Here is a 25,955-nt window from a genome sequence, read left to right on the forward strand (position 1 = left end):
GGCGTCAGGGTGCCGTGCGGTCGCTGCGCGGGTCGATCAGGATCTTGGCGTGGTGCTCGGGCGAGGCGAGGGTGGTGAAGGCCGCGTCGATGCCGTCGAGGCCGACGGTCCCGGTGATCAGCGGGCTGGGATCCACCTTCCCGTCGGCGATCATATGGAGGGTGTCGCGGAATTCGCCCGGGTCGTAGCCGAGGACGAACCGCAGCTCGATCTCCTTGTTGATGGCGGTGGCGGGATGGAAGGCGTCCTGCTGCATGCACACCCCCACGACCACCACGCGGGTCAATGGCGGTGCGGCGGTGAGGATCTGGTCGATGATGCCGGGCACGCCGACGCATTCGAAGACGACGGGCCCCGTCGGACCGCGGTCGAGGGTGTGCGCGACGCGGAACAGGTACCACCACGGGAAGTTCGGGATCCGCCGCAGCCGTTCCATGGCGTCGAAGCCCAGATTGAGGATGTCGGAGGCGCCGGTGATCCGCGGCTTCTTCGGCGTTGCCTCCCAGGGTGATTCGACGGTGGGGTCGACCACCACATCGGCCCCGCACCGGCCCGCGAGTTCGCGGCGGCGCGGCGAGAAGTCGCTGGCGATCACGGTGCGCACGCCCGCCGCCTTCAGCATGGAGATGACGGCCAGCCCGATGGGACCGCACCCGACGACGAAGGCGGTCTGTCCCTTGCTGATCCGGCTGCGGCGGACCGCGTGCCAGCCCACCGCCATCGGTTCGGTGAGGGCGGCGTGGTCGGGGGACAGGCCGTTGGGGACCGGGAAGGTCATGGGTTCCTGCACCAGCACCTGCTCGGCGTAGCCGCCGGGCGCGTTGGCCGACAGTCCGGTGAGTTCGGGCTGCCGGCCGGTGCGCAGGATGGGCAGCGCCACCACCGGGGTGCCGGGCTTCCAGCGCCGGCGGGTGCCGGGACCGTATTCGGCGATCTCGCCGGTGAATTCGTGTCCCATGACGATCCGCTGGTCGGAGCGCATGAAGTGGTCGTAGCCGGTGGCGGCGGCCAGGTCGGCGAGTTCGTCGCAGTGCAGGCGGGCGTGCAGGTCGGACCCGCAGATGCCGCAGCGGGTGACGGACAGCAGTACCTGACCGGGCCCGGGTACGGGGGTGGGCAGGTCCTCGACCCGGAATTCGCCCTTGCTGACCACGGTCGCGCGCATGCCTGACTCCTGTCGAATGCCGGTGACACTGTGGATTCTTCACCGGAACGGACCGCGGGTCCGGTGAATCACCGAACCCGCGGCCGTTTTTGCCGGACTCCGTGTCCGGATCCCGCCGGTGGAGTCAGACTCCCACGAGTTCCTCCTCGGTCTCCACCTCGTGCTGCTCGAGCCGGGTGTCGCGCGGCAGCGCCAGGAATCCGAGGCACACCAGCGCCATCAGCCCGATGCCCCACACCAGCGTGTGGTCGAAGGTGTGCGCGAAGTTGACCGCATTGGCCTGTTCACCCCCATGCGCGAGGGCCTGGCCGACAGCCGGATTCGCGGCCGGAGACTGGCAGCTCGCCGGGATGACGGAGGGATCCACCTCGGCGGAGCGATCCCGCACACAGGCCCGGAAGTTCGCGAGGATCTGCTCCTGCGCGGGCCCCGGCACCCCGGCCGCCGCCAGCTCGGTGCGGGTCTGCGCGGCAACGGAATCCACGCCGCGCGCCGAATCATGATCCAGCTGGGCGAAGAACAGAATGCCGACCAGTGCCACGCCCAGCGCCATCCCCAGCTGCTGGCCGGTGTTCAGCAGCCCGGATGCCGCCCCGGCCTCGCGGTCGGGAATCTGCCCGAGCAGCATGTCGATGGTCGGCGCGACCACGATGCCGAATCCGATGCCGGTCACGATGAGCGGCAACACCATCTGCCAGGACGCGAAATCGGATTCGTAGTGGGCGGCCATCGCGCCGTACAGCGCGAACCCGCCCGCCGTGACCAGTCCGCCCGCCAGCAGCACCCACTTGCCGAACCGCGGCGCCAGCACGCTGACCGACACGCCCGCCCCGATGCCCGCGCCGACCGCGAAGAACACCGAGGTCAGGCCGGCCCGCATGGGCGACCAGCCCAGCCCGGCCTGCATGAACAGCGTCCAGATCAGGAAGAACCCGCCGAAGCCGATCCAGAACAGCAGCCAGCTCGCCAGGCCGACGGTGAACGGCCGCGACCGGAACAGGTCCAGGTCGATCAGGGGTGATCCGCCGTTGCGGCTGCGCCACCGTTCGTAGACCACGAAGGCGGCGAAGGCCACGGCCGCCGCGCCCATCATGACGAAAGTCCAGGCGGGCCAGTCCAATCGACGGCCTTCGGTGAGCGGATACACCAGCAGCAGCACCGCGGAAATGGCGAGCACCATGCCGGCGATGTCCAGGCGCGGCGCGTGCGCGGACCGCGAATCCCGCATCACCAGGGCCGCGGCGGCCAGCGCGATCAGGCCGACCGGCACGTTCACCAGAAAGATGGGCCGCCAGCTCAGATCGAAGAGATTCCACTGCACCAGCAGCCCGCCCAGGGACAGCCCGGCCGCGGACGCGGATCCGCCGACGCCGCTGTAGACGGCAATGGCCTTGGCGCGCTCGTCCTTCGGGAAGGTGACGCGAATGATGGCGAGGATCTGCGGCACCATGAGCCCGGCCATCGCGCCCTGGACGAACCGCGAGCCGATGAGCAGTGCGGGTGAGGACGCCAGGCCGCAGGCCAGTGAGGCCGCGGTGAATCCGGCCATGCCGAGCAGGAACAGGCGTTTGCGGCCGTAGATGTCGCCGAGCCGCCCGCCGGTGATGAGTACGGCCGCGAAGGACAGCACGTACGCGGCGATGATCCATTCGATCTGCGAGTAGGCCGCGCCCAGGTTCTTCTGGATGCTCGGCACGGCCACATTGACGATGGTGACGTCGAGCAGGTCCATGAATCCGGCGGCCAGCACGACGGTGAAGGCGATCCAGCGACGCGGATCGAGGGTGGGGGAATTGTCGGTATCCATGCGCGAGCTCTCTTCGCTATCGGGGGTTGGATCGACTCCTCAAACTATGCACCTGAAGTGATTATCAATCAAGTGGGCAATCATAGTTAGGGCATTGCTGTAACCTGTGTAGGTGACCGACGCCGATCCCCAGTACTCACCGCTGTTCGAGAGCGCCGCCTTCCTGCTGGGGCAGTTGGGATCGCATTCCGCGTATCGCTTCGACGCGCTGCTCGCGCCCCTGGGGATCAGGCCGCCGCAATACGGCACGCTGCGCCTGCTCGAGGCCAATGACGGCCGGACCCAGCAGCAGCTGTGCGATGCCCTGGGGATCCACCGGAATGTCATGGTCAGCCTGATCGACGACCTGGAGAAGCGCGGCCTGGTCGAGCGGCGCAAGCATCCGGTCGATCGCCGCGCCCACGCCGTGCACCTGCTGCCCGCCGGGCGCGAGACCATCGCCCGCGCGGCCGCGATCGCCGATGGGCTCAATGCGGAACTGCTCGCCGCGCTCGACCCCGAGGACCGGCCGCGGCTGCTCGCGCTGCTGCAGCGGACGGCGATCGGCAACGGCCTGACGCCGGGTGTCCATCCCGGCCTGACCGTCGCGCCGGGCACCGTGCCCATGTATGGCCCAGATCACACCTAGGTGGCTGGTGTTTTTCGTGCGGTGAGGGGCCCGGCTCGAGCAGAATGACTGGGTGACGTTGGGGCGTGTGCCGGTTCAGGGTGATCTGTTGGGGTCGACGGTGGAATTCTGTGCCGGTCGGGTTGGCGAGGATTCGATTTATGGTGTGCTGCACCGAGAATGCGGGCGGTTGTTCCCCGATGAGATGTTCGCGGACCTGTTCACCGATGTCGGGCGGCGCAGCGTGCCACCGATGATCGTGGCGGTGGTGATGGCGCTGCAGCGCATCGAGGGGCTCTCGGATCGAGAAGCGGTGGAGCGCTTCGCTTTCGATGCCCGCTGGAAGTACGCCGCTGGTGGCCTGAGGTTCGATTATCCGGGATTCGTGCACACGGTGCTGGTGGATATGCGCGCCCGGTTGGCCCGTTCGCAACGACCGAATCGCATCTTCGATGCCGTGCTCGACGTGGCGCGGGCCGCCGGGCTGGTGGGCCGGCGGCGGGTGCTGGACTCGACCCCGCTGTATGACGCGGTGGCCACGATGGACACCATCACCCTGATCCGGTCGGCGATCCGTGGCCTGCTCGCCGTCGCCGCCGACCAGCAGGCCACGGCGTTGCGGGCGGTGATCACCAGCGGCGACGACTACATCAGCACCGCCAAACCCGTGATCGACTGGGACGACGAGAACGCCCGGGAGCAACTGATCGACTCCCGTGCCCGCGACGGGTCGGCGATGCTGGCGGTGCTGGACGGGATCGAACTCGATGACCGCGTGGCCAAGGCCGCGCAGCTGTTGGCGACCGTGCTCGGCCAGGACATCACCACTGATGACGACGGGAATTTCGCGATCGTGCGCGGCACGGCAGCCGACCGGGTGATCTCGACTGTCGATCCCCAGACCCGCCACGGGCACAAGACCAGCGCCCGCGGATTCGACGGCTACAAAGCACATATCGCGATCGATCCCGACAGCGAGATCATCACCGCCACCACGGTCACCCCCGGCAACAGCGGCGACGCCGACCCCGCGACCGACCTGCTCGCCGACATACTCCCTTCCGAAGCCGAAGCCGAAGCCGAAGCCGAAGCCGAAGCCGAAGCCGAAGCCGAAGCCGAAGCCGAAGCGGCGGTGTTCGGTGACGCCGCTTATGGGGCAGGTGAGTTGCTGAAACAGTTGGACGACAACGGAATTCACAATGGGATCAAAGTGCAGCCGTCGTCGTCGGTGAAAGGACACTTCTCCAAGGACCGCTTCACCATCGACCTGGACGCGCGGACGGTGACCTGCCCGGCCGGGGTCACCGCGACGATCGCGGCCCGCACCGGCCGTCATACCGGTGCCGCATACTTCGGTGTCGCCTGCACCGAGTGCCCGCTGCGCGCGCAGTGCACCACCGCGGCCGGCGGGCGCACGATCACCGTCGGCGCCCACGAGAAATACCTGGCCACCGCCCGCGCCCGCCAGCTTGACCAGAGCTGGAAGGCCGACTACCGCGCGACCCGGCCGAAGGTGGAACGCAAGATCGGCCACCTGATGCGCCGCCGCCACGGCGGACGCCGCGCCCGCCTGCGTGGTACCGCCAAGATCGGTGCCGACTTCGGCCTGCTCGCCGCCGCAGTCAACCTGGCGCGTCTGGCCGTCCTCGGAATCGGCTACACCAACGGCGGCTGGACCGCTGCCACAGCCTGATAGCGGAACCCAGCACACGGCTTCGACACCCAAATCACCACAGCCACAGCCCGAAACGGCAATCATGCCCCACAGTTGTCATCAGCCGACCCGCCGGCACGGCGGCATCACCGCCCAACAGACCCCATTCGACACCAGCCACCTAGGTGCTGTCACAGGCCGGGCCGGCGCGTGTCCAACCAGGTGTAGGCAACTCACTCGGAAGGACACCGACGATGGCCACCATCGACGTTCTGGACTCGTTCATCAACTACACCGACACCGGCAGCGGTGCGGTGCCCGTCGTGTTCCTGCACGGCAACCCCACCTCGTCCTACCTCTGGCGCAATGTGATCCCGCACGTGAGCGGCGAGACCCGCGCCCTGGCACCCGATCTCATCGGCATGGGCGCCTCCGGCAAGCCGGAGAGCGACTACCGCTTCGTCGATCACGCCCGCTACCTGGATGCCTGGTTCGACGCCCTGGGCCTGGACCAGGTCGTGATCGTGGGCCACGACTGGGGCGGCGCACTCGGAATGGACTGGGCCGCACGGCATCCCGAGCGGGTGCGCGGTATCGCCGTGGTGGAGACCTTCCTGCGGCCGATGCGCTGGTCGGAGATGCCGCCGCAGGGCGCGGAACTGTTCCGCCGCTTCCGTTCTCCCGAAGGCGAGGAGATGGTGCTGGAACGCAATATGTTCATCGAATTCAACCTGCCTGCCGCCACCCGGAATCTGAGCCCCGAGGCCCTGGACGCCTACCGCGCGCCCTACCCGACCCCGGAGTCCCGCCGGCCGATGCTGGCGTGGCCGCGCGAATTCCCGCTGGAGGGTGAGCCGGCCGACGTGGTCGCCATCATCGAGAACTACGACCGGTGGATGGCCGCGAGCCCCGAGGTGCCGAAGCTGGTCATGCATGTCGAGGACGGTGTCGGTCTCGGCTCGCCGGAGGTGATGGAGTGGGCGCGGCGGACCTTCGCCGCCGCCGAGCTCGCGAATATCGGACCGGCGGGACATCACTGCCCCGAGGACCAGCCCGATGCCATCGGGCAGGCGGTCGCGCAGTGGATACACCGCCACGCCCTCACCGCCACTGCGGCCGTGGCCTGATCCGCCGGGTCGCACGGCCGGGCGGTTCGACCGGTTAGCCTGGTTTCGCCGTGGCAGGGCTGATCGCGGGGCGCACCATGGTGTGCCCCGCGATCCCTATGCTGGCGATATGGACACCGGATCGGACATCGACGAGCGCGCGCTCGTCGCACGGGCCGTCGAGGGCGATCGCGCCGCCGTCTCGGATGTCGTTCGGCTGCTGCAGGATCCGATCTACCGGCTGGCGTTGCGCATGGTGTGGCGGCCCGCCGACGCCGAGGACGCCACCCAGGAGATCCTGCTGCGGGTGGTCGGCAATCTCGCGACCTGGCGCGGCGAGGCCCGGCTCACCACCTGGGCCTACCGCATCGGCGTCAACTACCTGCTGAATCTGAAGCGGCAGACGCCGCAGGAAGCGCAGCAGCTCAGCCTCGATCAGTTCGGCGAGGGACTGAAAGACGGCCTTGCCGAGGAGGATTACCGCGGCCCGGAGTCCACGCTGCTCACCCACGAGGTGCGGCTCAACTGCAGCCAGGCCATGCTGCAGTGCCTGGGCCGCGACGAACGCGTGGCGTACGTGCTCTCCGACGTCTTCGAGGTGAGTTCGGAGGAGGCCGCCTGGATCGTCGGCGCGACACCCGCCGCGTATCGGAAACGGGTGGAGCGGGCCAAGAAACGGCTCGGGAACTTCCTGCAATCCACCTGCGGGCTGGCGAATCCCCAGGCGTTCTGCCGGTGCTCGCGGCGGGTGGAGAAGGCCGTCGAGCTGGGCCGGGTGGATCCGCGCCGCCCCGCCTTCGCCGCGCACCCGATCACGCCGGGCGGGCGCAGTGTGGAGGAGGCGGAGCGGCAGATGGTGCGCCTGCACGATGCCGCCGCCGTGCTCGGCGCGCATCCGGATTACGCCGCGCCGCAGGCGAAGCTGGAGGCCATCGCCGGGCTGCTGCGTTCGGGGCGGTTCCCGCTACTGGAGTGACGCGGGCGTCCCGTACTTCATCTCGTACGCCCACGGCGCGAGCTCGGCCGTCACCGCTGCCAGGTCGGGGCTGGCGTCGCAGTCCGAACACTCCAGGCGCACATCGACTTTCCCGCCGCACCCGGTGTGCCGGTAGGTGACCGGCGGTCCGTCCGGCGCCGCCCAGCGGTCGCCCCAGTCGGTGAGCGCGAGGATGACCGGTTTCAGGTCGAGTCCCTTGGCGGTGAGCAGATATTCGGGGTGGCCGCTGCCGGTGCCGCTGCGCTGCTCGAAGATTCCGGCCTCGACGAATTCGGCGAGCCGCTTGGTGAGGATGTTCGGCGCGATGCCGAGCGAGCGCTGGAACTCGGTGAACCGGGTCATCCCGGCGAACATGGCATTGCGCACGATGAGCAGGCTCCAGCGCTCGCCCACGATCTCCAGCGTGCGCGCGGCCGAGCACACCTCCCCGTCGTACATGCGTCCCAACATGTATCCAGATTGACTCATCCGCTTGTGTGATGCAAGTAACCACACTATCGTTATGCAAGTAAGTTCTCGCGAGACAGTCCACTCCGACCCGTCCTGTGTGTTCAGGAAAGAAATGGGACCTGCCATGACTGATCAGAACTTCACCACCAGCGTCACCGTCGACCGCACCCCCGCCGAGGTCTTCGCCGCCGTCCTGAACGCCCGCGGGTGGTGGGGGAAGGGCATTACGGGCGGCACCGAGCGCCAGGGCGACACTTTCGTCTTCGAGGTCCCCGGCGTCCACCGCAGTGCTATCGAGATGACCGAGGTGGTGCCGAACCGCCGCGTGGTCTGGCTGGTCAAGGACAACTGGATGTCCTTCGTCCAGGACAAGACCGAATGGGTGAATACCGAAATCCATTTCGACATCACCGAAACCGACGGCGGCACCGAACTCCGCTTCACCCACGTCGGGCTCGTTCCCGACTACGAGTGCTACGACTCCTGCTCCCCGGCGTGGACGTTCTACATCACCGAGAGCCTGCGCGACCTGGTCACCACCGGCGTCGGCCAGCCCAGTGAACTTCCCGCCGAGATCGAGGCGGTCGAGGCCGCGAAGGCGGCGCCGTAACCTCGAGGAGGTCCGCGAACGGCGCTCCGATCGCGGGTTCAGCCGTCGCCCAGGAGCTTTCGCGCGATGGGCACCACCTGTCGCGCGAAACGCTGCACCTGGTCGACGTCGAAACCCGGCGGCCAGTAGATGAAGGTGTCGAACCCGGCGTCGCGGGCCAGGCGGACGATGATGTCCGCCCACTCCTCCGGGGAGCCGTGAATCGGGTCGGAGCCATGGGGATCCGGGTGTAGCGACCGGTCGCTCACCACGCCGGGCAGCGCCGCCAGCCGGGTGATGGTGCGCGGATCCCGCCCGAGCGAGCGCGCCACCGCGTCGATGCGGGCATTGGCTCCGGCCCACTGCTCCCAGGGCATCCAATTCGGCAGCGGCGCAACCCATCCGTCGGCCGCCGAGCCGATCAGGTCCAGCGCGTGCGGGCCCATGGCGCCCAGCCAGATCCCGATATTGTGCGCGGGCGCGGGCCCACCCTCGATGCCCTGCACCGTGTATTCGGTGCCCACCACGGACACCAGCTGCCCGGGCCGCCATTCCGCCCGGATGATGGCAATGCTCTCGGCCAGGGCCATGAGCGCCGACCGGCCCTTGCGGGCGGGCCCGCCCATGGCCACCACGCCGCTCTCGAAAGCGCCCGCCCCCAAACCCAATTCGAAGCGCCCGCCGCTGAGCAGGTCGAAGGTGGCGGCCTGCTTGGCGATCATGGCGGGCGTGCGCAGCGGCAGATTCGCCACGCCCGGATACAGGCTGACCCGGCCGGTGGCCGCCAGGCAGGCCCCGATCACCGCGAAGGTGTCGCCGAACTGCGCGTTGTAGGGATGGTCCTGGATGGCCACCAGATCCAGCCCCTCGGCGTCGGCGGCCACGGCCATATCGATGACGTCCGGCAGCGCGGCCGCGACGGGCGGGATCGAAATACCGAACCTTGCCTGCATCGCGCCTCCTCACCAGCGGAAATCGACGCTCACGATCTTCGTGGGCGGTTGCGTGCAACACCGGCATTTCGGACGTCGGCGCGCATCCCGGGCGTGTCCCGCCCCCGCTCACCGCCCTGCCGGAAACCGCGCGGTACGGCCGGGTTCCGTTTACGATCCCCGCGTGAGCTCGAAATCGTCCGGATCGCCCGGGGATTCGCCCGGGGCCGGGCGGATGCGGGCGCGGGACATCGACCGCGTCAATGCACGGGCGCTGCTCGACGCCGCCTTCGAGGAGGGCGAGCTCGCGGTCGAGGAGTACCACCAGCGGTCCGGGCAGGCGCAGACCGCACAGACCCTCGGCGAACTGCAACGACTCATCGGCGACCTGCAGCCGAGCACCAAGACCGCCGACCTCACGCCCGCCGGCCGGCGGGCGCGTCGGCCGTCCGCGGGCGGCTATCCGCCGCGCACCCGGGCCCGCGACAGCGACCGCCAGGCCACCTGCACCCTGCTCGACGCCGCCCGCGCGGACGGGCAGCTGAGCGCCGCCGATCATCGCACCCTCACCGAACTCGCCGGCGAGGCGCGGACATTGGGCGAACTGGCCCAGCTCACCGATGAGCTGCAGCGGCCCGCCGACGCCCCGCCGGATCCCGCCCCGCCGAAGTCGCGGCGCGAGAACTGGTTCGCGGCCGGTGTCGCCGCGCTCAGCATCGCGGTGGCGGTGGGGACCTTCGTGGCGGTGGACCGCCCGGCCTCCCCGCCCGCGGGGCCGCCCGCGGTGGATCTCGGCATGATCAAGCCCATGGTGCTGCCCCGGCCGAAACTCACGGCGGCCGAGGGCATCGACTACTTCCGGGCCGCCTACCGCGCCAAGTTCGGCGACACCATCGTCGACGAACTGCTGCTGTACCCCGACTATGCGGTGGCGACCCGCGGTATCCAGCCGAACCGTCAGGTTCGCTACGACTACCGCGGCGGCTTCGACCTGGGCGACCAGCCCCGGACCCGGTCGCCACAGACCCCGACCGTGGACCTGGCCGCCGTGAACGTGCCGGCTGTCATGGCCGTGGTAGCCCAGGCTCCCGCGCTCACCAAGGTGGATCAGGGCAAGGTCAACTACCTCGATATCGAGGGTTCGGGCAGCGGGCCGATCGTCCGAATCTATGTGGGCAACACGGCCAATGAGAGCGGCCACGTCGAGGCGACCCTCGACGGCCGGATCGTGCGGACCCTGGCGTTCGGGGGATAGGTCGAGATCATGGCTGATGCACGCTCCCAGGGATTGCGGGCCCGCGACACCGATCGCGTGGATGCCTGCACCCTGCTCGACACCGCCCGGGACGCCGGCGAGCTCACCGCAACCGAGCACACCGCACGAACCGCGAAGGCCATGGCGGCCAAGACCTTCGGCGAACTGGACGCGGTGCTGGAGGATCTGCAGATTCCCGCCAATCTGGTGAATTCGCCTGTGGTGCGGGCGAATCGGCGTGGTCCGTCCACTCGCATGCGGGTCGCCGCCGCGATACTGGTGGCCGCGGCCCTGCTCGGCGCGTTCGCGGGGTGCGTCTCGCGCACGGCCGCACCGAAACCCGCTCTGCCGGACCCGACCACGGGCCCGGGCCTGGCCAGTTTCGTCGCGGCCTACCAGCACCACTTCGGCGACACCAAGGCCGATCAGGTTCTCCTCTATCCCACCTACGTGATCATCGAGCGCCGCCAGGATCCGTCGGCGCCACGTGACGCGCACATCCGTTACGACGGCAGCTTCCACTCCTATGACGACGTCGCCCGGTCTCCGGGCGTGGACATCTTCGACATGTCGGTCCTGGATCTGAAGAAGATCGCGGGCCTGCTCGCCGGGGCTCCGCAGTCGGCGGGCGTGCCCAACGGCCGGATCGGCCACGTCGAGATCGCCCGGGGCGCCGATGGCAGTCCGGTGGTGACCGTCTACGTCGACGACGGTTCCCAGCACGGCTACTTCAAGGTCACCGCCGCCGGCGAGCCGATGGCGATCTACCCGCCCAGCTGATCGGTCGAAGAATTTTTTTGTGCTGCGTGGAATAGATGACGTGCGGTCCCCGTTGGGACAGGTCAGCAAGGTTGAGCGAGTCGGACTCAAGTTCAAGTTGCGCGCCGCCGCCGGCGGGTGCAGGATTGAGCCGACCACGCTCAGTGTTACTGGGATTGCAGTGCGCCGGAGTCGCTCGGAAGGGATTCCGGGGCGCTCAGGTACGTCAACTAGGAGGAACCACCATGGCTCGTGCGGTCGGTATCGACCTCGGGACCACGAACTCTGTCATCGCCGTTCTCGAAGGCGGCGAACCGGTCGTCGTGGCCAACTCGGAAGGATCGCGCACCACGCCGTCGATCGTCGCTTTCGCCAAGAACGGTGAGGTGCTCGTCGGTCAGCCCGCCAAGAACCAGGCCGTCACCAACGTCGACCGCACCATCCGGTCCGTCAAGCGCCACATGGGCGAGGACTGGTCTGTCGACATCGACGGCAAGAAGTACACCCCGCAGGAGATCTCCGCGCGCGTGCTGATGAAGCTGAAGCGCGACGCCGAGGCCTACCTGGGTGAAGAGATCACCGACGCCGTGATCACCGTCCCCGCCTACTTCGAGGACGCGCAGCGCCAGGCCACCAAGGAGGCCGGCCAGATCGCGGGCATGAACGTGCTCCGCATCGTCAACGAGCCCACCGCGGCCGCGCTGGCCTACGGCCTCGACAAGGGCGACAAGGAACAGACCATCCTGGTCTTCGACCTCGGTGGCGGCACCTTCGACGTCTCGCTGCTGGAGATCGGCGAGGGCGTCGTCGAGGTCCGCGCCACCTCCGGTGACAACCACCTCGGTGGCGACGACTGGGACGAGCGCATCGTCGGCTGGCTGGTCGACAAGTTCAAGGGCACCTCGGGCATCGACCTGACCAAGGACAAGATGGCCATGCAGCGTCTGCGCGAGGCTGCCGAGAAGGCCAAGATCGAGCTGTCGTCCTCGCAGTCGACCTCGATCAACCTGCCCTACATCACGGTCGACGCGGACAAGAACCCGCTGTTCCTCGACGAGCAGCTGACCCGCGCCGAGTTCCAGAAGATCACCTCGGATCTGCTGGACCGCACCCGCAAGCCGTTCCAGTCGGTCATCAAGGACGCCGGCATCTCGGTCGGCGACATCGATCACGTTGTGCTCGTTGGTGGTTCGACCCGTATGCCCGCCGTGTCCGACCTGGTCAAGGAACTGACCGGCGGCAAGGAGCCCAACAAGGGCGTGAACCCGGACGAGGTCGTCGCCGTCGGCGCCGCCCTGCAGGCCGGTGTGCTCAAGGGCGAGGTCAAGGACGTCCTGCTGCTCGATGTCACCCCGCTGTCGCTGGGCATCGAGACCAAGGGCGGCGTGATGACCAAGCTGATCGAGCGCAACACCACCATTCCGACCAAGCGGTCGGAGACCTTCACCACGGCCGACGACAACCAGCCGTCCGTGCAGATCCAGGTCTTCCAGGGTGAGCGCGAGATCGCTTCGCACAACAAGCTGCTCGGATCGTTCGAGCTGACCGGCATCCCGCCGGCCCCGCGCGGCGTGCCGCAGATCGAGGTCACCTTCGACATCGACGCCAACGGCATCGTCCACGTCACCGCCAAGGACAAGGGCACCGGCAAGGAGAACACGATCAAGATCCAGGACGGCTCCGGCCTGTCCAAGGAGGAGATCGACCGCATGGTGAAGGACGCCGAGGCGCACGCGGCCGAGGACAAGGCGCGTCGCGAGGAGGCGGAGACCCGCAACCAGGCCGAGTCGCTGGTGCACCAGACCGAGAAGTTCATCAAGGACAACGAGGACAAGGTCCCGGCGGACGTCAAGACCAAGGTCGAGGCGGCCATCGCGGAGGCGAACGAGGCGCTCAAGGGCACCGACATCTCGGTCATCAAGACCGCGGTGGAGAAGCTCGCCACCGAGTCGCAGGCGCTGGGCCAGGCCATCTACGAGGCCTCGGCCGCGGACCAGGCCGCCCAGGGCAACGGCGCGGGCGCGCCGCAGTCCGATGACACCGTCGTGGATGCCGAGGTCGTCGAGGAGCCTGAGAAGAAGTGACGAACCAGAACCCGGAAAACATGGTCGACTCGGCCACGGGTGAGGTCTTCGAGGCCGCGGCGGACACCGCCGCGGCCCTCGGGGCCGAGGGAACTCCCGAGGTCAGTGAGGACGCCCTCGCCGACGCGATCACGGCCGAATTGGCCGAGCGCACCGCCGATCTGCAGCGTCTGACCGCGGAGTACGCCAACTACCGCCGCCGCGTCGAGCGCGACCGCAAGGCCGCCATCGACACCGCCAAGGCCGCGGTCGTGGGCGAACTGCTCCCGGTGCTCGACGATCTGGATCGTGCCCGCGCGCACGGTGACCTCGACAACGGGCCGCTCAAGTCGGTCGCGGACAAGCTGGTCACCGCCCTGCAGAAGCAGGGCCTCGAGGAATTCGGTTCGGAGGGTGAGCCTTTCGACCCGACCCTGCACGAGGCCGTGCAGCACGAGGGCAGTGGTGCGGACCCGATCCTCGGCATGGTGATGCGCAAGGGCTACCGCTTCGGCGATCGCGTGCTGCGGCACGCGCTGGTCGGCGTCACCGACGGTGTGGCGGATCTGGCTGCGGCGCAGCCGGATACGACGAACGCTGGCACCGATGCCGCTGGCACTGATTAACAACGCACAGACGCCCCCGGCGTCACCGACAACACAGAAAGGAGGAGATGCCCGGTGAATCGAGAGTGGCTCGAGAAGGACTTCTACAAGGATCTGGGTGTTTCCTCCGGCGCCACCCAGGACGAGATCAAGAAGGCCTACCGCAAACTGGCCCGTGACCTGCACCCGGACAAGAACCCCGGGGACAGCACGGCCGAGGAGCGGTTCAAGGCCGTCAGCGAGGCGAACGCCGTGCTGTCGGATCCGGAGAAGCGCAAGGAGTACGACGAGGCCCGGAAGCTGTTCGCCGGCGGCGGTTTCGGCCGCGGCGGGTTCTCGCCCGGGGGTGGCTACGGCCAGCCCGGCGGCGGGTTCTCCGGCGAGTTCAACCTCGGCGACATCTTCGGCGCGGGCGCCGGGGCCGGTGGCGCCGACGGCGGCCTGGGCGATCTGCTGGGCGGACTGTTCAATCGCGGTGGCACCCGGACCTCGTCGCGTCCGCGGCGCGGTTCGGATGTGGAGACCGAGACCACCCTCGGCTTCCGCGAGGCCGCCCAGGGCGTGACCGTCCCGCTGCGCATGACCAGCCCGGCCGCCTGCACCACCTGCCACGGCAGTGGTGCCAAGCCGGGCACCAGCCCGCGAGTCTGCCCACACTGCAATGGCACCGGTGTGGTCAGCCGGAACCAGGGCGCGTTCGGCTTCAGCGAGCCGTGCGAGGACTGCCGGGGCACCGGGTCGATCATCGACGACCCGTGTGTCGACTGCCGTGGTAGCGGCATCCAGAACCGGACCCGCACCATCACCGTGCGCATTCCCCCGGGTGTGCGCGACGGGCAGCGGATCCGGCTGGCCGGTCAGGGCGAGGCGGGCCTGCGCGGCGCGCCTCCGGGTGACCTGTACGTCACCGTGCACGTCAGCCAGGACAAGGTCTTCGGCCGCAATGGCGACGACCTGACCCTGGTGCTGCCGGTCTCGTACGCCGAACTGGTGCTGGGTACCACGGTTTCCGTGCCCACCCTGGACGGCCGTGTCGGCGTCAAGGTGCCGCCGGGCACCGCCGACGGCCGGACCCTGCGGGTGCGCGGGCGCGGTGTGCCCAAGCGCGACGGCGGCGCCGGTGACCTGCTGGTCACGGTGAAGGTCGCGGTACCGCAGAAGCTGGACGACAATGCCGCCGAGGCGCTGCGGCGCTACGCGGAGGCGGAGAAGACCAGCGGGTTCGATCCACGTGCGGGATGGGCAGGTGCGTAATGAGTTCCGATCCGAAGAAGACCGAGGCCCAGTACTTCCTGATCTCGGTGGCCGCGCAGCTGGCGGGCATGCACGCCCAGACGCTGCGCACCTATGACCGGCTGGGTCTGGTTTCGCCGCAACGCACCTCGGGCGGCGGGCGGCGCTACTCGGACCGGGATGTGGAGCTGCTCCGCGAGGTGCAGCGCCTGTCCCAGGACGAGGGCGTGAATCTGGCCGGCATCAAACGGATCATCGAACTCACCAACCAGGTGGAGGAGCTGCAGCAGCGGGTGAGCGAGTTGACCGCCGAGGTGGAAAGGCTGCGGTCGGGGTACCGCCCCGACCTGACCCCGCCGCAGCGCAGCACCGCTCTCGTGGTGTGGCAGCCCCGAAACCGGCGAAAGCAGTAGCCGCCTCCCCGGGACTTCAGCGCCCGGCTCGGGAGCCGTCGTCGGTTTCGCACGCGTGCCGGCGGTCGGGAGCCGAACCGATTTCGGGCGTACCCGGGGAGTTACTCGCATCTCGCGAAATCAGTTGTCCCGTTTGGGGAACGGGTAGGGGTCGGGAGCGTTGCTCCCGACCCCTCCCTTGCTGTATCAGGCTTTGCGGGTGAGGACGGGTGTTCGCCCGGTTGTGATTGTTGCGGACAATGTGCTGAGTTCCCAATGGGGACTGTGGGATTGGCGAAGTTCTTGGCGCCGATGAATTGCAAACAGACCGGTACGTTATAAATTGACGCCGATCGTGAGTTTTGTCCGTATGCTGCAAGGGAATTCAAGGACCGGCGCAGTTGCGGCAGGATCGCTGTTTTCCTGAGTCTTGCAAAACGGATCAGGCAGGTTCGTTGGCTGAAAGCCTGTGTCTCACGGCGTGTTCCGGTTGAACAGTCTGTTTTCGGCTCGGATACCCCGCAACATTCACGTTTTCGAGGAATAAAGGCCGTGTTATTGAAACGTCCCGTTCCGTTGCTGGCTAACCTCGCCTACACTTGCTTGGCAACGGCTGCTGTCGAGTGTCCCGCAGCACTTCACTCGCCGGTCACGCCTGCGTTCGATTGCGAAATGGGGTTGTGACACACATGGATTCGCGCACCGTCGCATTGATAAGAACAACGTTCAAGGCGGTTGCTGCGGAAGAAGGTGGCCCCGAGAAACTCGCGCGATCGTTCTACGCCATCCTCTTCACGGAGTACCCCCACGTTCGCGACCACTTCCCCGCCGCCCTGGACGCCCAGCGCGACCGGCTGGTCAAGGCCATCGCCTACGTGGTGGACCGGCTGGAGGAGCCGGACCGGTTGCTGCCCTTCCTGGCCCAGCTCGGCCGCGATCACCGCAAGTACGGGGTGGTGGCCGAACACTATGAGGCCGTGGGGAACTCGCTCAAGAGCGCGCTGGAGGCGTACGCCGGCACCGAGATCTGGACCGACGAGATCGGGCGCGCCTGGGACGAGGGCATCGGCGTCATCGCCGACACCATGATCAACGCGGCCGAGCGGGAGACCACCCCGCCGGTATGGACCGGCACCGTCATCGAGCACCGGGAAGTACTGCGCAACCTGGCCATCGTGCGCCTGCGGCTGGACCAGCCCATGCAGTACGCGGCCGGTCAGTACATGAGCGTGCAGATCCCGTCCCGCCCGCGCATGTGGCGCTACCTGTCCCCGGCCATCCCCGCCAACGCCGGCGGCGAACTGGAATTCCACATCCGTGGCGTCACCGGCGGCTGGGTCAGCCCGGCCATGGTCGGCCACAGCCGGGTCGGCGAGCAGTGGCTGATCGGCTCGCCACTGGGCGGGCTCGGCGTGCCCCGCAACACCCGCCGCAAGCTGCTCATGATCGGCTGCGGCACCGGCATCGCCCCGCTGCGCGCCCAGCTCATGGCCATGACCGCCCGGCGCTCCAACCCCAAGGTGGATCTGTTCGTCGGCGGCCACTACCCGTGCGATCTCTACGATCTCGAGGTGCTGAGCCAATTGGCCTGCGCCAACAAGTGGCTCAGCGTGCACCCGGTCACCGAGTCCACCGTGAACCCGTGGTGGCACTTCGACGACTCCGACGGGATCCGCGAGTATCCGGGCCTGCAGCCGCGGGTGGTCGGTCAGATCGGCAAGATCGTGGCGAGCCACGGCTCCTGGGACGACCGGGACGTGCAGATCGTCGGTGCGCCGTCCATGGTGCAGACCACCAAGTTCCGCCTCATGGCCGCGGGCACCCCCACCGAGAACATCCGCCACGACCCCTTGTTCTGAGCGCGGCTGTCCCGCCTCCCCGGATATTCAGCGGACGGCTGAGAGCCGTCGGACTTGGGCACCCGTGCCGGCGGTTGGGAACCAAAACACTCTCGGGGGTACCCGCAGAGTTACTCGGATCCTTGCGAAATCAGTTGTCGCGTTGGCGATTATCAAAAACCCTCGTAGCGAATGGCTTCTGCGGGCGCGCCGATGGCGACCAGCTGATCGATGGTGTTGCGGACCATGGCCGCGCCGCCGCAGACCAGGATCTGGTGGTGGTCCAGCGGGCCGAAGCGTTCCGGGATGTCGGCGATGGTGCCCGGCATCATCTCCTCCGGGCGGAAGCCGATGTCCACCCGGCACTGCTCGTACCAGGTGTCGACGAGATCCGGGTCGTACTCGTTCTGCACCACGGGAACGACCGTGAGCCAAGGCAATTCGCCGGTCAGCAGGTAGAGCATGTCGGAGGCGTAGAGGTCGCGCGGGTAGCGCCCGCCCACGAACAGGTGGGTGCGCGGCGGCTGCTCCCGGCGCGACAGATCCAGCAGCAGCGCGCGCATCGGCGCGAGCCCGACCCCGTCGGCGATCATGACCACCTCGGTGGCCCCCGGTTCCACGGCCAGCCAGCCCGCGGGCGCGCTGATCCGCCATTCGTCGCCCGGATGCGAGTCGGCGACGATGGAACCGCTGCACCAGCCGCCCGGCACCGTGCGCACGTGGAATTCCAGCTTGCCGTCCAGCGAGGGCGGCAGCGCGGGATACAGGCGGCGCACCATGTTCGGATGCTGCGGCGTGCGCACCTCCACCGACTGGCCTGCCGCGAACGGCACGAACTCGCCGATCAACCGCACCACCGTGGTGTCCTCGCGCAGCCGGTGCGCACCCACCACCGTGGCGTTCCATTCCGTCTGCGCGCCGAGCGCGAGCTCTCCGGTCTCGTCCGGGCCGAGCGTCACCGATAACTCCTGATTGTCGAAAGGCCGTGCACTACACCGGATCCGAGCTTATCGCCGACGTCGGCGTGCCCACCGCGAGCAGGGCGCGCCTGGTGTCGGCGATCATCCGGGCCGAGCCGGCGATCTGGATCTGACGATCGGCCCAGGCGCCGAAGCTGGCCACCACCGCGCCAAGGTTGCCGATCAGCCGCCGATGCATGCCGAACGGCGTCTCGGCCGGCGGATAGGGGTGCCACCACGGGTTGGTCTCGTTCTCGCAGACCGGGACCACCGTGAGCCACGGATTGGATTGTGAGAGCTGCCACATGTTCTCCACGTCGTAGAGATCACACGGGTAGCGCCCGCCCATGAACAGGTGCACACGCGGATTGATGCCGCGCCGGCCCATCTCGATGAGCTGTGCCCGCAGCGGGGCGATGCCGGTACCGGACCCGATCATGAGCACGTCCTTGCGGCGGCTCAGATCCACGTGCAGACCACCCAGCGGAGCGGCGATCATCCACCGGTCGCCGACCTGGGTCTCGTTCACGATGCCCGGGCTCACCCAGCCGGTGCGCACCTTCCGCACATGGAACTCGATCTCGCCGTACGGATTGGTGGGGATGGCCGGCGACAGGTAGCGCCACATCTTGGGCCGCTGCGGAATGGCCACCGGCACGTACTGCCCGGCCTGATAGGGGATCGGGGTGTCGGTCTGCAGACGGACGATGGCCAGATCGTCCACCACCCGCCGGTGCCCGACCACCGTCGCCTCCCAATACGGTTGCGACTTATCCGAATTGGCGCCGATGGCCATGGACGCCGAGATCAGGATGGTGATGTCGCGCCAGCCCGCCTCCAGCTGCCGGCTCCAGTTCGCGGTGCCGTTGTAGCTGCGGAAGGCGTGGAGCAGGGCGCGCCCGGCGATGTCGTAGTGCGCCGCCTCCACCCCGTACTTGCGATGGTCGCGCGCGAGTTGCTCCAGGAAGCGTTGCGCGCGATCCCAGTCCTCCAGGTTGTCGAGCACGAACGAGATGGCCGTGACCAGCCGTTTCGGCTGCATGTCCATGGCGGAGGGGAACAATTCCCGCAGGGCGGGAATCTCTGCGAAAAGATGACCGTAGAACGCGCTGATCAGCCGTTCCGGCCCGTTGGGGGCCTCGACGACTGTCCGAAAGTTTGCGCGGACCAGCGCTGCCGAACGCGCATCCACGACGTCGAGCTTTCCTTCCTGTGCTGCTACCCCGGAACGCCTGCTGCCAGGCGGCCCTCCGCGTCAAGTATCCCTTAAAACGCGGTGGTCGCACGGATATAGCCGGAGGCCGATCGATTTGCGTAACCCGGAGTTCAGATCACCAGGACGATCTTGCCGCGTGCGCCGGATGCGCCGATCACGCCGGGGGCCTCGGCCAGCGGCGGCATGGCGCTGATCGGGACCATCAGGTCGCCGTCGCCGACCATCCGCAGCAGCTCGCGCAATTCGGCTGCGCCGCCGTGGGATTGGAGGTTGCCGCCGCGCACGCCACGGGCCTGCAGATCCGCCTCGTCGGCGGACCAGATGGTCGAATAGGCCGAACCGCCGGACTTGACCAGGCTCGCGTTGTCGGCGAAAGCCGGCGGCGGGCTGACCAGATCGAACAGCACGTCGATGCCGCCGGGATCGGTGATCCGCACCGAATCCGCGACCGACAACTCCGAGCCCTCGGCGTGGGTGGGGGAGTCGGTGACGGTGATCCGGCCGTAGTTCACCACCTCGGTCGCGCCCAGCCGGATCATCCGATCGGTGTCGTCGGGGCGGGCGGTGGCGATGACGTGCGCGCCGGCGAGCGCCGCGAGCTGCACCAGATAGGAGCCGACGCCACCCGAGGCGCCCACGACCAGCACCTTCTGGTTGCGGGTGACCCCGGCGGCGTGCATGAGGTCCAGGGCCGTGATGCCCGCGGTCGGCAGGGCGGCGCCGCGAATGGCGGAGACCTCGTCCGGCAGCTTGGCGAGGGCGCCGTCGTGCGGCACCACGATGTACTCGGCGAAGGTGCCGTGCCCGACCGGCGGGGTCAGGAACTTCCCGACCACCCGCTCCCCGACCTCGAAGTCGTTCACCCCCGCGCCCACCGCGCTGATCGTGCCCGCGCCGTCGGTGCCGGGGATCATCGGAAAGTCGTGCGGCAGTTGGCCGTCCAGGAAGCCGTCGATGATCCGCTGGTCGAGCGGGTTGACCCCGGCGGCCTCGAGCTGGATCTGGACCTGGCCCGGTCCGGCCTCGGGGGTGGGCATGTCGGCGGGCTCGGGGCGGCCACCGAATTCACGGACGACGATCGCGCGCATTTGCTGCTCCATTCATTCGGAAACCGGGATGGATGAGCTGGTGTGATGCGTCAACGAATGGAGTCATCGTACGCGTAGCGTAGGAACCGGCCTCTGACTCTGGACCTGGCGTCGAAAACTGGTCAGACTTGAGCGGAACAGACTCAACTTCTACCGCGTTGTAGAGAGCAACGACAAGTAGGAAGGTGACAGTGGACTCGTTCAATCCCACCACCAAGACCCAGGCGGCCCTGACCGCCGCGCAACAGGCTGCCGCCGTCGCCGGAAACCCGGAAATCCGTCCGGCGCACTTGCTGGTGGCGTTGCTGGATCAGATCGACGGCATCGCCGCACCGCTGCTCAAGGCCGTCGCAGTCGACCCGGCGACGGTGCGGCGCGAGGCCCAGGAGATCGTGGACCGGCTGCCCCGGGCCACCGGCGCCACCACCACCCCCAACCTCGGGCGCGAAGCCATCGCGGCGCTCAGCTCCGCGCAACGGCTGGCCACCGAGCTGGGCGACGAATACGTCTCCACCGAGCACCTGGTCTACGGCCTGGCCGCCGGTGACTCCGACGTTCAGCAACTGCTGCTGAAGTACGGCGCGACCGCCGACGCCCTGCGCGAGGCCTTCACCGCCGTGCGCGGCAACGCCCGTGTCACCTCGCCGGATCCGGAGGGCTCGTACCAGGCGCTGGAGAAGTACTCCACCGACCTGACCGCCGCCGCCCGCGAGGGCAAGCTGGACCCGGTCATCGGCCGCGACACCGAAATCCGCCGTGTCGTACAGGTTTTGAGCCGTCGCACCAAGAACAACCCGGTGCTGATCGGCGAGCCCGGCGTCGGCAAGACCGCCATCGTGGAGGGCCTGGCCCAGCGCATCGTGGCGGGTGACGTCCCGGAATCGTTGCGCGGCAAGAAGCTCGTCTCGCTCGACCTGGGCGCGATGGTGGCCGGCGCCAAGTACCGCGGTGAGTTCGAGGAGCGGCTGAAGGCCGTGCTGGAGGAGATCAAATCCTCTGCCGGACAGATCATCACGTTCATCGACGAGCTGCACACCATCGTGGGGGCCGGCGCCACCGGCGAATCCGCCATGGACGCGGGCAACATGATCAAGCCCATGCTGGCCCGCGGCGAGCTGCGGCTGGTCGGCGCCACCACCCTCGACGAATACCGGCAGCACATCGAGAAGGACGCGGCCCTGGAACGCCGGTTCCAGCAGGTGCTGGTGGGCGAGCCGTCGGTGGAGGACACCGTCGGCATCCTGCGCGGGCTCAAGGAGCGCTACGAGAACCACCACCACGTGCGGATCACCGACTCCGCGCTGGTGGCCGCGGCGACCCTGTCCGACCGCTACATCACCTCACGGTTCCTGCCGGACAAGGCCATCGACCTGGTCGACGAGTCGGCCTCGCGGCTGCGCATGGAAATCGATTCCCGCCCAGTGGAAATCGACGAGATCGAGCGCGTCGTGCGGCGGCTCGAGATCGAAGAGGTGGCGCTGGCCAAGGAGACCGACGAGGCGTCCAAGCAGCGACTGGAGAAGCTGCGCCAGGAGCTCGCCGACGACCGCGAGAAGCTCAACCAGCTGATGACCCGCTGGCAGAACGAGAAGCAGGCCATCGACGCGGTGAGCGTGCTCAAGGAGGAGTTGGAGTCGCTCAAGGGCGAATCCGAGCGGGCCGAGCGCGACGGCGACTACAACAAGGCCGCCGAACTCCGGTACGGGCGAATCCCCAAGCTGGAGAAGGAACTCGCCGAGGCCGAGTCCAAGGCGAAGACCGCCGCCGACGGCGACGTCATGCTCAAGGAGGAGGTCGGGCCGGACGATATCGCCGAGGTGGTGTCGTCGTGGACCGGTGTCCCCGTGGGCAAGATGCTGGAGGGCGAGACCCAGAAGCTGCTGCGCATGGAGGACGAACTGGGCAACCGGGTCGTCGGGCAACCGGAAGCCGTGCAAGCGGTTTCGGATGCCGTGCGCCGCGCCCGGGCCGGGGTCGCCGACCCCAACCGGCCCACCGGCTCGTTCATGTTCATCGGCCCGACCGGTGTCGGTAAGACCGAACTCGCGAAGGCGTTGGCGGACTTCCTGTTCGACGACGAGCGCGCCATGGTCCGCATCGACATGAGCGAGTACAGCGAGAAGCACTCGGTGGCCCGCCTGGTCGGTGCGCCCCCCGGCTACGTCGGCTACGACCAGGGCGGCCAGCTCACCGAGGCGGTGCGGCGACGCCCGTACACGGTGGTGCTCTTCGACGAGATCGAGAAGGCCCACCCGGACGTCTTCGACATCCTGCTGCAGGTGCTCGACGAGGGCCGGCTGACCGACAGTCAGGGCCGCACGGTCGACTTCCGCAACACCATCCTCATCCTGACCTCCAATCTGGGTGCGGGCGGTGACAAGGATGCGGTCATGAACGCAGTGCGCCGCGCCTTCAAGCCGGAGTTCCTGAACCGGCTCGACGACGTGGTCATGTTCCACGCGCTCGACGAGGAACAGCTGGAACGGATCGTCGACATCCAGCTGAACCAGCTGCAGAAGCGCCTGTCCCAGCGCCGCCTGAAGCTGGACGTGTCCGACTCGGCCCGCTTCTGGCTGGCCGTGCGCGGCTACGACCCGGCCTACGGCGCGCGCCCGCTGCGCCGCCTGATCCAGCAGGCCATCGGCGACTCGCTCGCCAAGGAACTGCTGGCCGGCGAGGTGCAGGACGGTGACACGGTGAAGGTCAACGTCACCCCCGACGGCGACACCCTCATCGTCGGCCGCTGATCCGGCGGACCCGGGCCCCCGTGCGAGCTTCGGCTCGGCGGGGGCCTTGCTCGTCCCGGGCGACCGAGCCTTGCCGGTTTCGAGGGGTGAACGGCCCGCGGATTGGGAACCGTCCGGTCGAGTTCGCGGCTCGGGACGGGTCGGCCGCCTACCCTGGAGGCCATGACCAATCCGAGCGATCCGTGGTCGCGGCGGCCGGAACCGGGCCCGGGGGAGGGGCCCGCCGAGCAGGCCGCACCTGGCGGCTACCCCTCGGATAGCGCCGCGGGCTATGGGCCCACCGAGGCCATCCCCGCCGATCGGGTCGACTATTTCGGGCAGTCGCCCGGGCTCGACGCCACCCGCGTGCTGCCGCCGGCGGACGCGCAGTGGGGTGGATACGAGACCGGTGGCGGCTACGAGCCGACCGCCGTCTACCCGGGTCAGCCGGGGTATGCCCCCACGAGTAGTTATGGCGCGCCCGGCTATCCGCCCGCCGCGGGCGGGCCCGGTTACCCGGGTGGTCCGGGAATGCCGACCGGTGGATATCAGCCCGCGGGCTTCCCGCAGCATCCGGTCCCGCCCCCGCCGCCCCGCCGGACCACCATGTGGATCGCGCTGACCATCGCCGCGGTCATCGTGGTCGCCATTGTCGGCGTCGTGGCGGGAACCCTGCTGTCGAACAACGATTCGTCGAACAGTGCCGCACCCGGCAGCGTCAGGACCTCCGGGTACCCCGCGCCGAGCCTGCCCGGCAACTCCTCGGCCCTGCCCCTGCCCAGCGGCATTCCCACCATCCCGGGTCTGGGCGATCTGGACGAGCTGGGTGCGAACATGGGCACCATCTCGAACAACGACGGTTCCACCCTCACCATCACCACCCTGTCCGGTGGCACGGCGACCGTGAAGACCGACAACAAGACACAGGTGATTTCCCTGGGCAGCACCAAGGTTTCGGACTTACCGGTCGGCGAGGTGATCATGGTCCAGGGCGACAAGAACGCCGACGGATCCATCCAGGCGAAGCTGATCATCAGCACCTCGATGCCGAGTGCTACCCGATGACACATGGTGCAAGCGGAAAAACTGACCAACCCAAAGGTTCGCGGCGCGTCTCGATTCTGGACTGACGGAGCGGGGGAGCGAAGCGGAGGAGCGGAGGAGGGAAGAATCGAGACCTCCAGCGCCGCGAACCCGCCCCGGAGCGAAGCGGAGGGGCAATTAAACACAGTAGGGTAGGCGGCGATGACGGCGATATGGTTCGGGCTGGCGGCGATCGCGCTCGTGGGTGCGATCGTGCTGCTCTATTTCGATCGGCTGCAGCGGCAGCGTACCGGGCACGTGCGACAGGTCTGGGCGAAATCCCAGGGCTACACCTATGTTTCGGTGGAGCCCGCGCTCGCCTCCACCTGGCGGCGCGGCGCCCTGGCCAAGCTCGGCTACCTGTCCGCGGTGGACGTGGTGTCGGGCAACCGCAAGGGTGAGAAGTTCGTGCTCTTCGATCTGGAGGACGCCGCCACCCTGGTCGCGGTGCGCCGGCAGATCGGCTCGGACATCGACATCGACCTGCGGCTGAAAACCGCGGCGCCGCCGAAGGATCACGATCTGGAGCTGCTCGGCGCCATCGGCGACCGGGTGGTCTTCGCCACCAACCCGGACGTGGCCCGGCACGCGGTGGATCAGCGCATGGTGGCGTTCATCGAGTCGCTGCCCGACACCGTGCAGCAGCTGTGGTCCGAGGGCAACTGGACCCTGGGCATGCTGCCGGTCGGGGCCGTGGCCAAGGACTGGGAAATGGCCATCGACGCGGTGCTGCGGCTGTCGGGCCTGCTGCACGTGCTGCCGCCGGTCATCAATGCCGAGCGCGGCCGCGACGAACTCCCCGAACCCGGTCGCTCGCGCCCGGTTCCCGAGGACGACGACTACGACGGCCACGACGAATTCGGCGACTTCGGCGACGACGACCGCGATCGCCCGCGCGGCCAGGACCGCCCGGCCCGCCCGCGCGCCGAGGAAGCCGACGACTACGAGTCCCCGCTGGTCAGCGATATCGCCGGCGCGAGCGAGCCGGACGACGAGCCCGAAAACTGGCGTCCCGCACTGAAAGTCGTGCCGGACCCGCGCAACCGCCCGCGCCGCAACTGGCCGCCCGCCCCCGAGGGGGAGGAGCCGGACCGGTACGACGAGGACGATCGGCGCCGCCCCGGGGACGAAGACCGTTGGGCGGAACCGGAATCCGAGGATTGGCACGACGAATCCGAGTCCGACCGCGAGCCCGAGGAGGGCTGGCGCAAGGACCAGGGCCGCAGCGCCCCGCCCGGCGGCCCGTTCCATCCGGGGTTCCGCCCCTACCAGGGACCCGCGCCGAGGTGACCCACCCCGGCCGTGTCCGCGCGCGGCACGCCGCAGCCACGTGGTGTCTGCGCGAATTCGCCGCGGGTGGGTCGGTCAGGGATCAGAATGGGGGCGCAGTTCCGGTCATTGCCGACCGCTCCCCAGTCGTGCGAGTTATGG

The 25,955-nt window shown here is 68.5% G+C and carries 22 protein-coding genes; 15 read left to right on the forward strand and 7 right to left on the reverse strand.

The features are described 5' to 3' along the window. Positions 1-4 precede the first annotated feature (4 nt). Together ACFXIV_RS37195 and ACFXIV_RS37200 are read right to left on the reverse strand one after the other, a co-directional pair. Positions 5-1,165 carry a zinc-binding dehydrogenase gene (locus tag ACFXIV_RS37195; protein ID WP_379404753.1) on the reverse strand — a complete coding sequence of 387 codons (1,161 nt, stop codon included), beginning with the start codon at positions 1,163-1,165 and terminating at the stop codon, positions 5-7. Between the two features lie 124 nt (positions 1,166-1,289). Then, on the reverse strand, positions 1,290-2,972 hold the full coding sequence (locus tag ACFXIV_RS37200) for an MFS transporter (protein WP_379404754.1): 1,683 nt from the start codon (positions 2,970-2,972) through the stop codon (positions 1,290-1,292). A 112-nt stretch (positions 2,973-3,084) separates the two neighbouring features. Here ACFXIV_RS37200 and ACFXIV_RS37205 point away from each other — a divergent pair, with 112 nt between their 5' ends. From ACFXIV_RS37205 to ACFXIV_RS37220, 4 genes are all read left to right on the forward strand, one after another. Beyond that, positions 3,085-3,600, forward strand: a complete 516-nt coding sequence (locus ACFXIV_RS37205; RefSeq protein WP_354843282.1) for a MarR family winged helix-turn-helix transcriptional regulator — start codon at positions 3,085-3,087, stop codon at positions 3,598-3,600. A 100-nt stretch (positions 3,601-3,700) separates the two neighbouring features. Next, on the forward strand, positions 3,701-5,272 hold the full coding sequence (locus ACFXIV_RS37210; protein WP_379405920.1) for an IS1182 family transposase: 1,572 nt from the start codon (positions 3,701-3,703) through the stop codon (positions 5,270-5,272). 215 nt (positions 5,273-5,487) lie between these two features. After that, positions 5,488-6,360 (forward strand): haloalkane dehalogenase, encoded by an 873-nt coding sequence (locus ACFXIV_RS37215; protein WP_379401222.1) that lies wholly within the window; start codon positions 5,488-5,490, stop codon positions 6,358-6,360. 109 nt (positions 6,361-6,469) lie between these two features. Further along, positions 6,470-7,315, forward strand: coding sequence for an RNA polymerase sigma factor (locus tag ACFXIV_RS37220; RefSeq protein ID WP_354843286.1), 846 nt, complete (start codon positions 6,470-6,472; stop codon positions 7,313-7,315). On the opposite strand, the gene ACFXIV_RS37225 is transcribed toward ACFXIV_RS37220, so the two are convergent. Further along, positions 7,304-7,786, reverse strand: coding sequence for a winged helix-turn-helix transcriptional regulator (locus tag ACFXIV_RS37225; protein WP_379388694.1), 483 nt, complete (start codon positions 7,784-7,786; stop codon positions 7,304-7,306). The two genes, ACFXIV_RS37220 and ACFXIV_RS37225, sit on opposite strands and share 12 nt — an antisense overlap. A gap of 124 nt (positions 7,787-7,910) precedes the next feature. On the opposite strand from ACFXIV_RS37225, the gene ACFXIV_RS37230 reads away from it, so the two are divergent. After that, complete coding sequence (locus tag ACFXIV_RS37230) at positions 7,911-8,396, forward strand: SRPBCC domain-containing protein (protein ID WP_379401223.1); 486 nt, start codon at positions 7,911-7,913, stop codon at positions 8,394-8,396. A 38-nt stretch (positions 8,397-8,434) separates the two neighbouring features. Here ACFXIV_RS37230 and ACFXIV_RS37235 read toward each other — a convergent pair whose 3' ends face one another. Next, positions 8,435-9,328, reverse strand: coding sequence for an LLM class flavin-dependent oxidoreductase (locus ACFXIV_RS37235; RefSeq protein ID WP_379401224.1), 894 nt, complete (start codon positions 9,326-9,328; stop codon positions 8,435-8,437). Between the two features lie 163 nt (positions 9,329-9,491). Here ACFXIV_RS37235 and ACFXIV_RS37240 point away from each other — a divergent pair, with 163 nt between their 5' ends. From ACFXIV_RS37240 to ACFXIV_RS37270, 7 genes are all read left to right on the forward strand, one after another. Further along, complete coding sequence (locus tag ACFXIV_RS37240; protein WP_379401225.1) at positions 9,492-10,562, forward strand: DUF1707 domain-containing protein; 1,071 nt, start codon at positions 9,492-9,494, stop codon at positions 10,560-10,562. A gap of 9 nt (positions 10,563-10,571) precedes the next feature. After that, positions 10,572-11,342, forward strand: a complete 771-nt coding sequence (locus ACFXIV_RS37245) for a DUF1707 domain-containing protein (RefSeq protein ID WP_379401226.1) — start codon at positions 10,572-10,574, stop codon at positions 11,340-11,342. 224 nt (positions 11,343-11,566) lie between these two features. Next, positions 11,567-13,405: a molecular chaperone DnaK gene (dnaK, locus tag ACFXIV_RS37250; RefSeq protein ID WP_364619978.1), complete on the forward strand. Its 1,839-nt coding sequence runs from the start codon at positions 11,567-11,569 to the stop codon at positions 13,403-13,405. A 20-nt stretch (positions 13,406-13,425) separates the two neighbouring features. Continuing rightward, entirely contained in the window at positions 13,426-14,010 is a 585-nt protein-coding gene (grpE, locus tag ACFXIV_RS37255) for a nucleotide exchange factor GrpE (RefSeq protein ID WP_379401329.1), read from the forward strand. 54 nt (positions 14,011-14,064) lie between these two features. Next, positions 14,065-15,243 (forward strand): molecular chaperone DnaJ, encoded by a 1,179-nt coding sequence (gene dnaJ / locus ACFXIV_RS37260; protein WP_379388689.1) that lies wholly within the window; start codon positions 14,065-14,067, stop codon positions 15,241-15,243. After that, positions 15,243-15,635, forward strand: coding sequence for a heat shock protein transcriptional repressor HspR (locus ACFXIV_RS37265; protein ID WP_357005070.1), 393 nt, complete (start codon positions 15,243-15,245; stop codon positions 15,633-15,635). The genes dnaJ and ACFXIV_RS37265 overlap by 1 nt, the downstream gene beginning before the upstream one ends. 668 nt (positions 15,636-16,303) lie before the next feature. Next, the gene (locus ACFXIV_RS37270; protein WP_379401227.1) at positions 16,304-17,473 is read left to right on the forward strand and encodes a globin domain-containing protein; all 1,170 of its coding nucleotides are present in this window, start codon (positions 16,304-16,306) and stop codon (positions 17,471-17,473) included. 152 nt (positions 17,474-17,625) lie between these two features. Here the strand turns inward: ACFXIV_RS37270 and ACFXIV_RS37275 are convergent, their stop codons facing one another. The 3 genes from ACFXIV_RS37275 to ACFXIV_RS37285 all read right to left on the reverse strand — a co-directional run bounded on the left by ACFXIV_RS37275 (position 17,626) and on the right by ACFXIV_RS37285 (position 20,715). Then, entirely contained in the window at positions 17,626-18,411 is a 786-nt protein-coding gene (locus ACFXIV_RS37275) for an FAD-binding oxidoreductase (RefSeq protein ID WP_379401228.1), read from the reverse strand. Between the two features lie 31 nt (positions 18,412-18,442). Then, the gene (locus ACFXIV_RS37280) at positions 18,443-19,603 is read right to left on the reverse strand and encodes an FAD-binding oxidoreductase (RefSeq protein ID WP_379401229.1); all 1,161 of its coding nucleotides are present in this window, start codon (positions 19,601-19,603) and stop codon (positions 18,443-18,445) included. Positions 19,604-19,737: 134 nt separating this feature from the next. Next, positions 19,738-20,715: an NADP-dependent oxidoreductase gene (locus ACFXIV_RS37285; RefSeq protein ID WP_379401230.1), complete on the reverse strand. Its 978-nt coding sequence runs from the start codon at positions 20,713-20,715 to the stop codon at positions 19,738-19,740. A 191-nt stretch (positions 20,716-20,906) separates the two neighbouring features. On the opposite strand from ACFXIV_RS37285, the gene clpB reads away from it, so the two are divergent. The 3 genes from clpB to ACFXIV_RS37300 all read left to right on the forward strand — a co-directional run bounded on the left by clpB (position 20,907) and on the right by ACFXIV_RS37300 (position 25,814). Continuing rightward, positions 20,907-23,462 (forward strand): ATP-dependent chaperone ClpB, encoded by a 2,556-nt coding sequence (gene clpB / locus ACFXIV_RS37290; protein ID WP_379401232.1) that lies wholly within the window; start codon positions 20,907-20,909, stop codon positions 23,460-23,462. Positions 23,463-23,624: 162 nt separating this feature from the next. Next, positions 23,625-24,506 (forward strand): DUF5666 domain-containing protein, encoded by an 882-nt coding sequence (locus tag ACFXIV_RS37295; protein WP_379401233.1) that lies wholly within the window; start codon positions 23,625-23,627, stop codon positions 24,504-24,506. 180 nt (positions 24,507-24,686) lie between these two features. Then, positions 24,687-25,814, forward strand: coding sequence for a hypothetical protein (locus ACFXIV_RS37300; RefSeq protein WP_379401234.1), 1,128 nt, complete (start codon positions 24,687-24,689; stop codon positions 25,812-25,814). Positions 25,815-25,955 lie beyond the last annotated feature (141 nt).

The organism is Nocardia sp. NPDC059236 (genome assembly GCF_042754085.1).
Taxonomy (GTDB): domain Bacteria; phylum Actinomycetota; class Actinomycetes; order Mycobacteriales; family Mycobacteriaceae; genus Nocardia.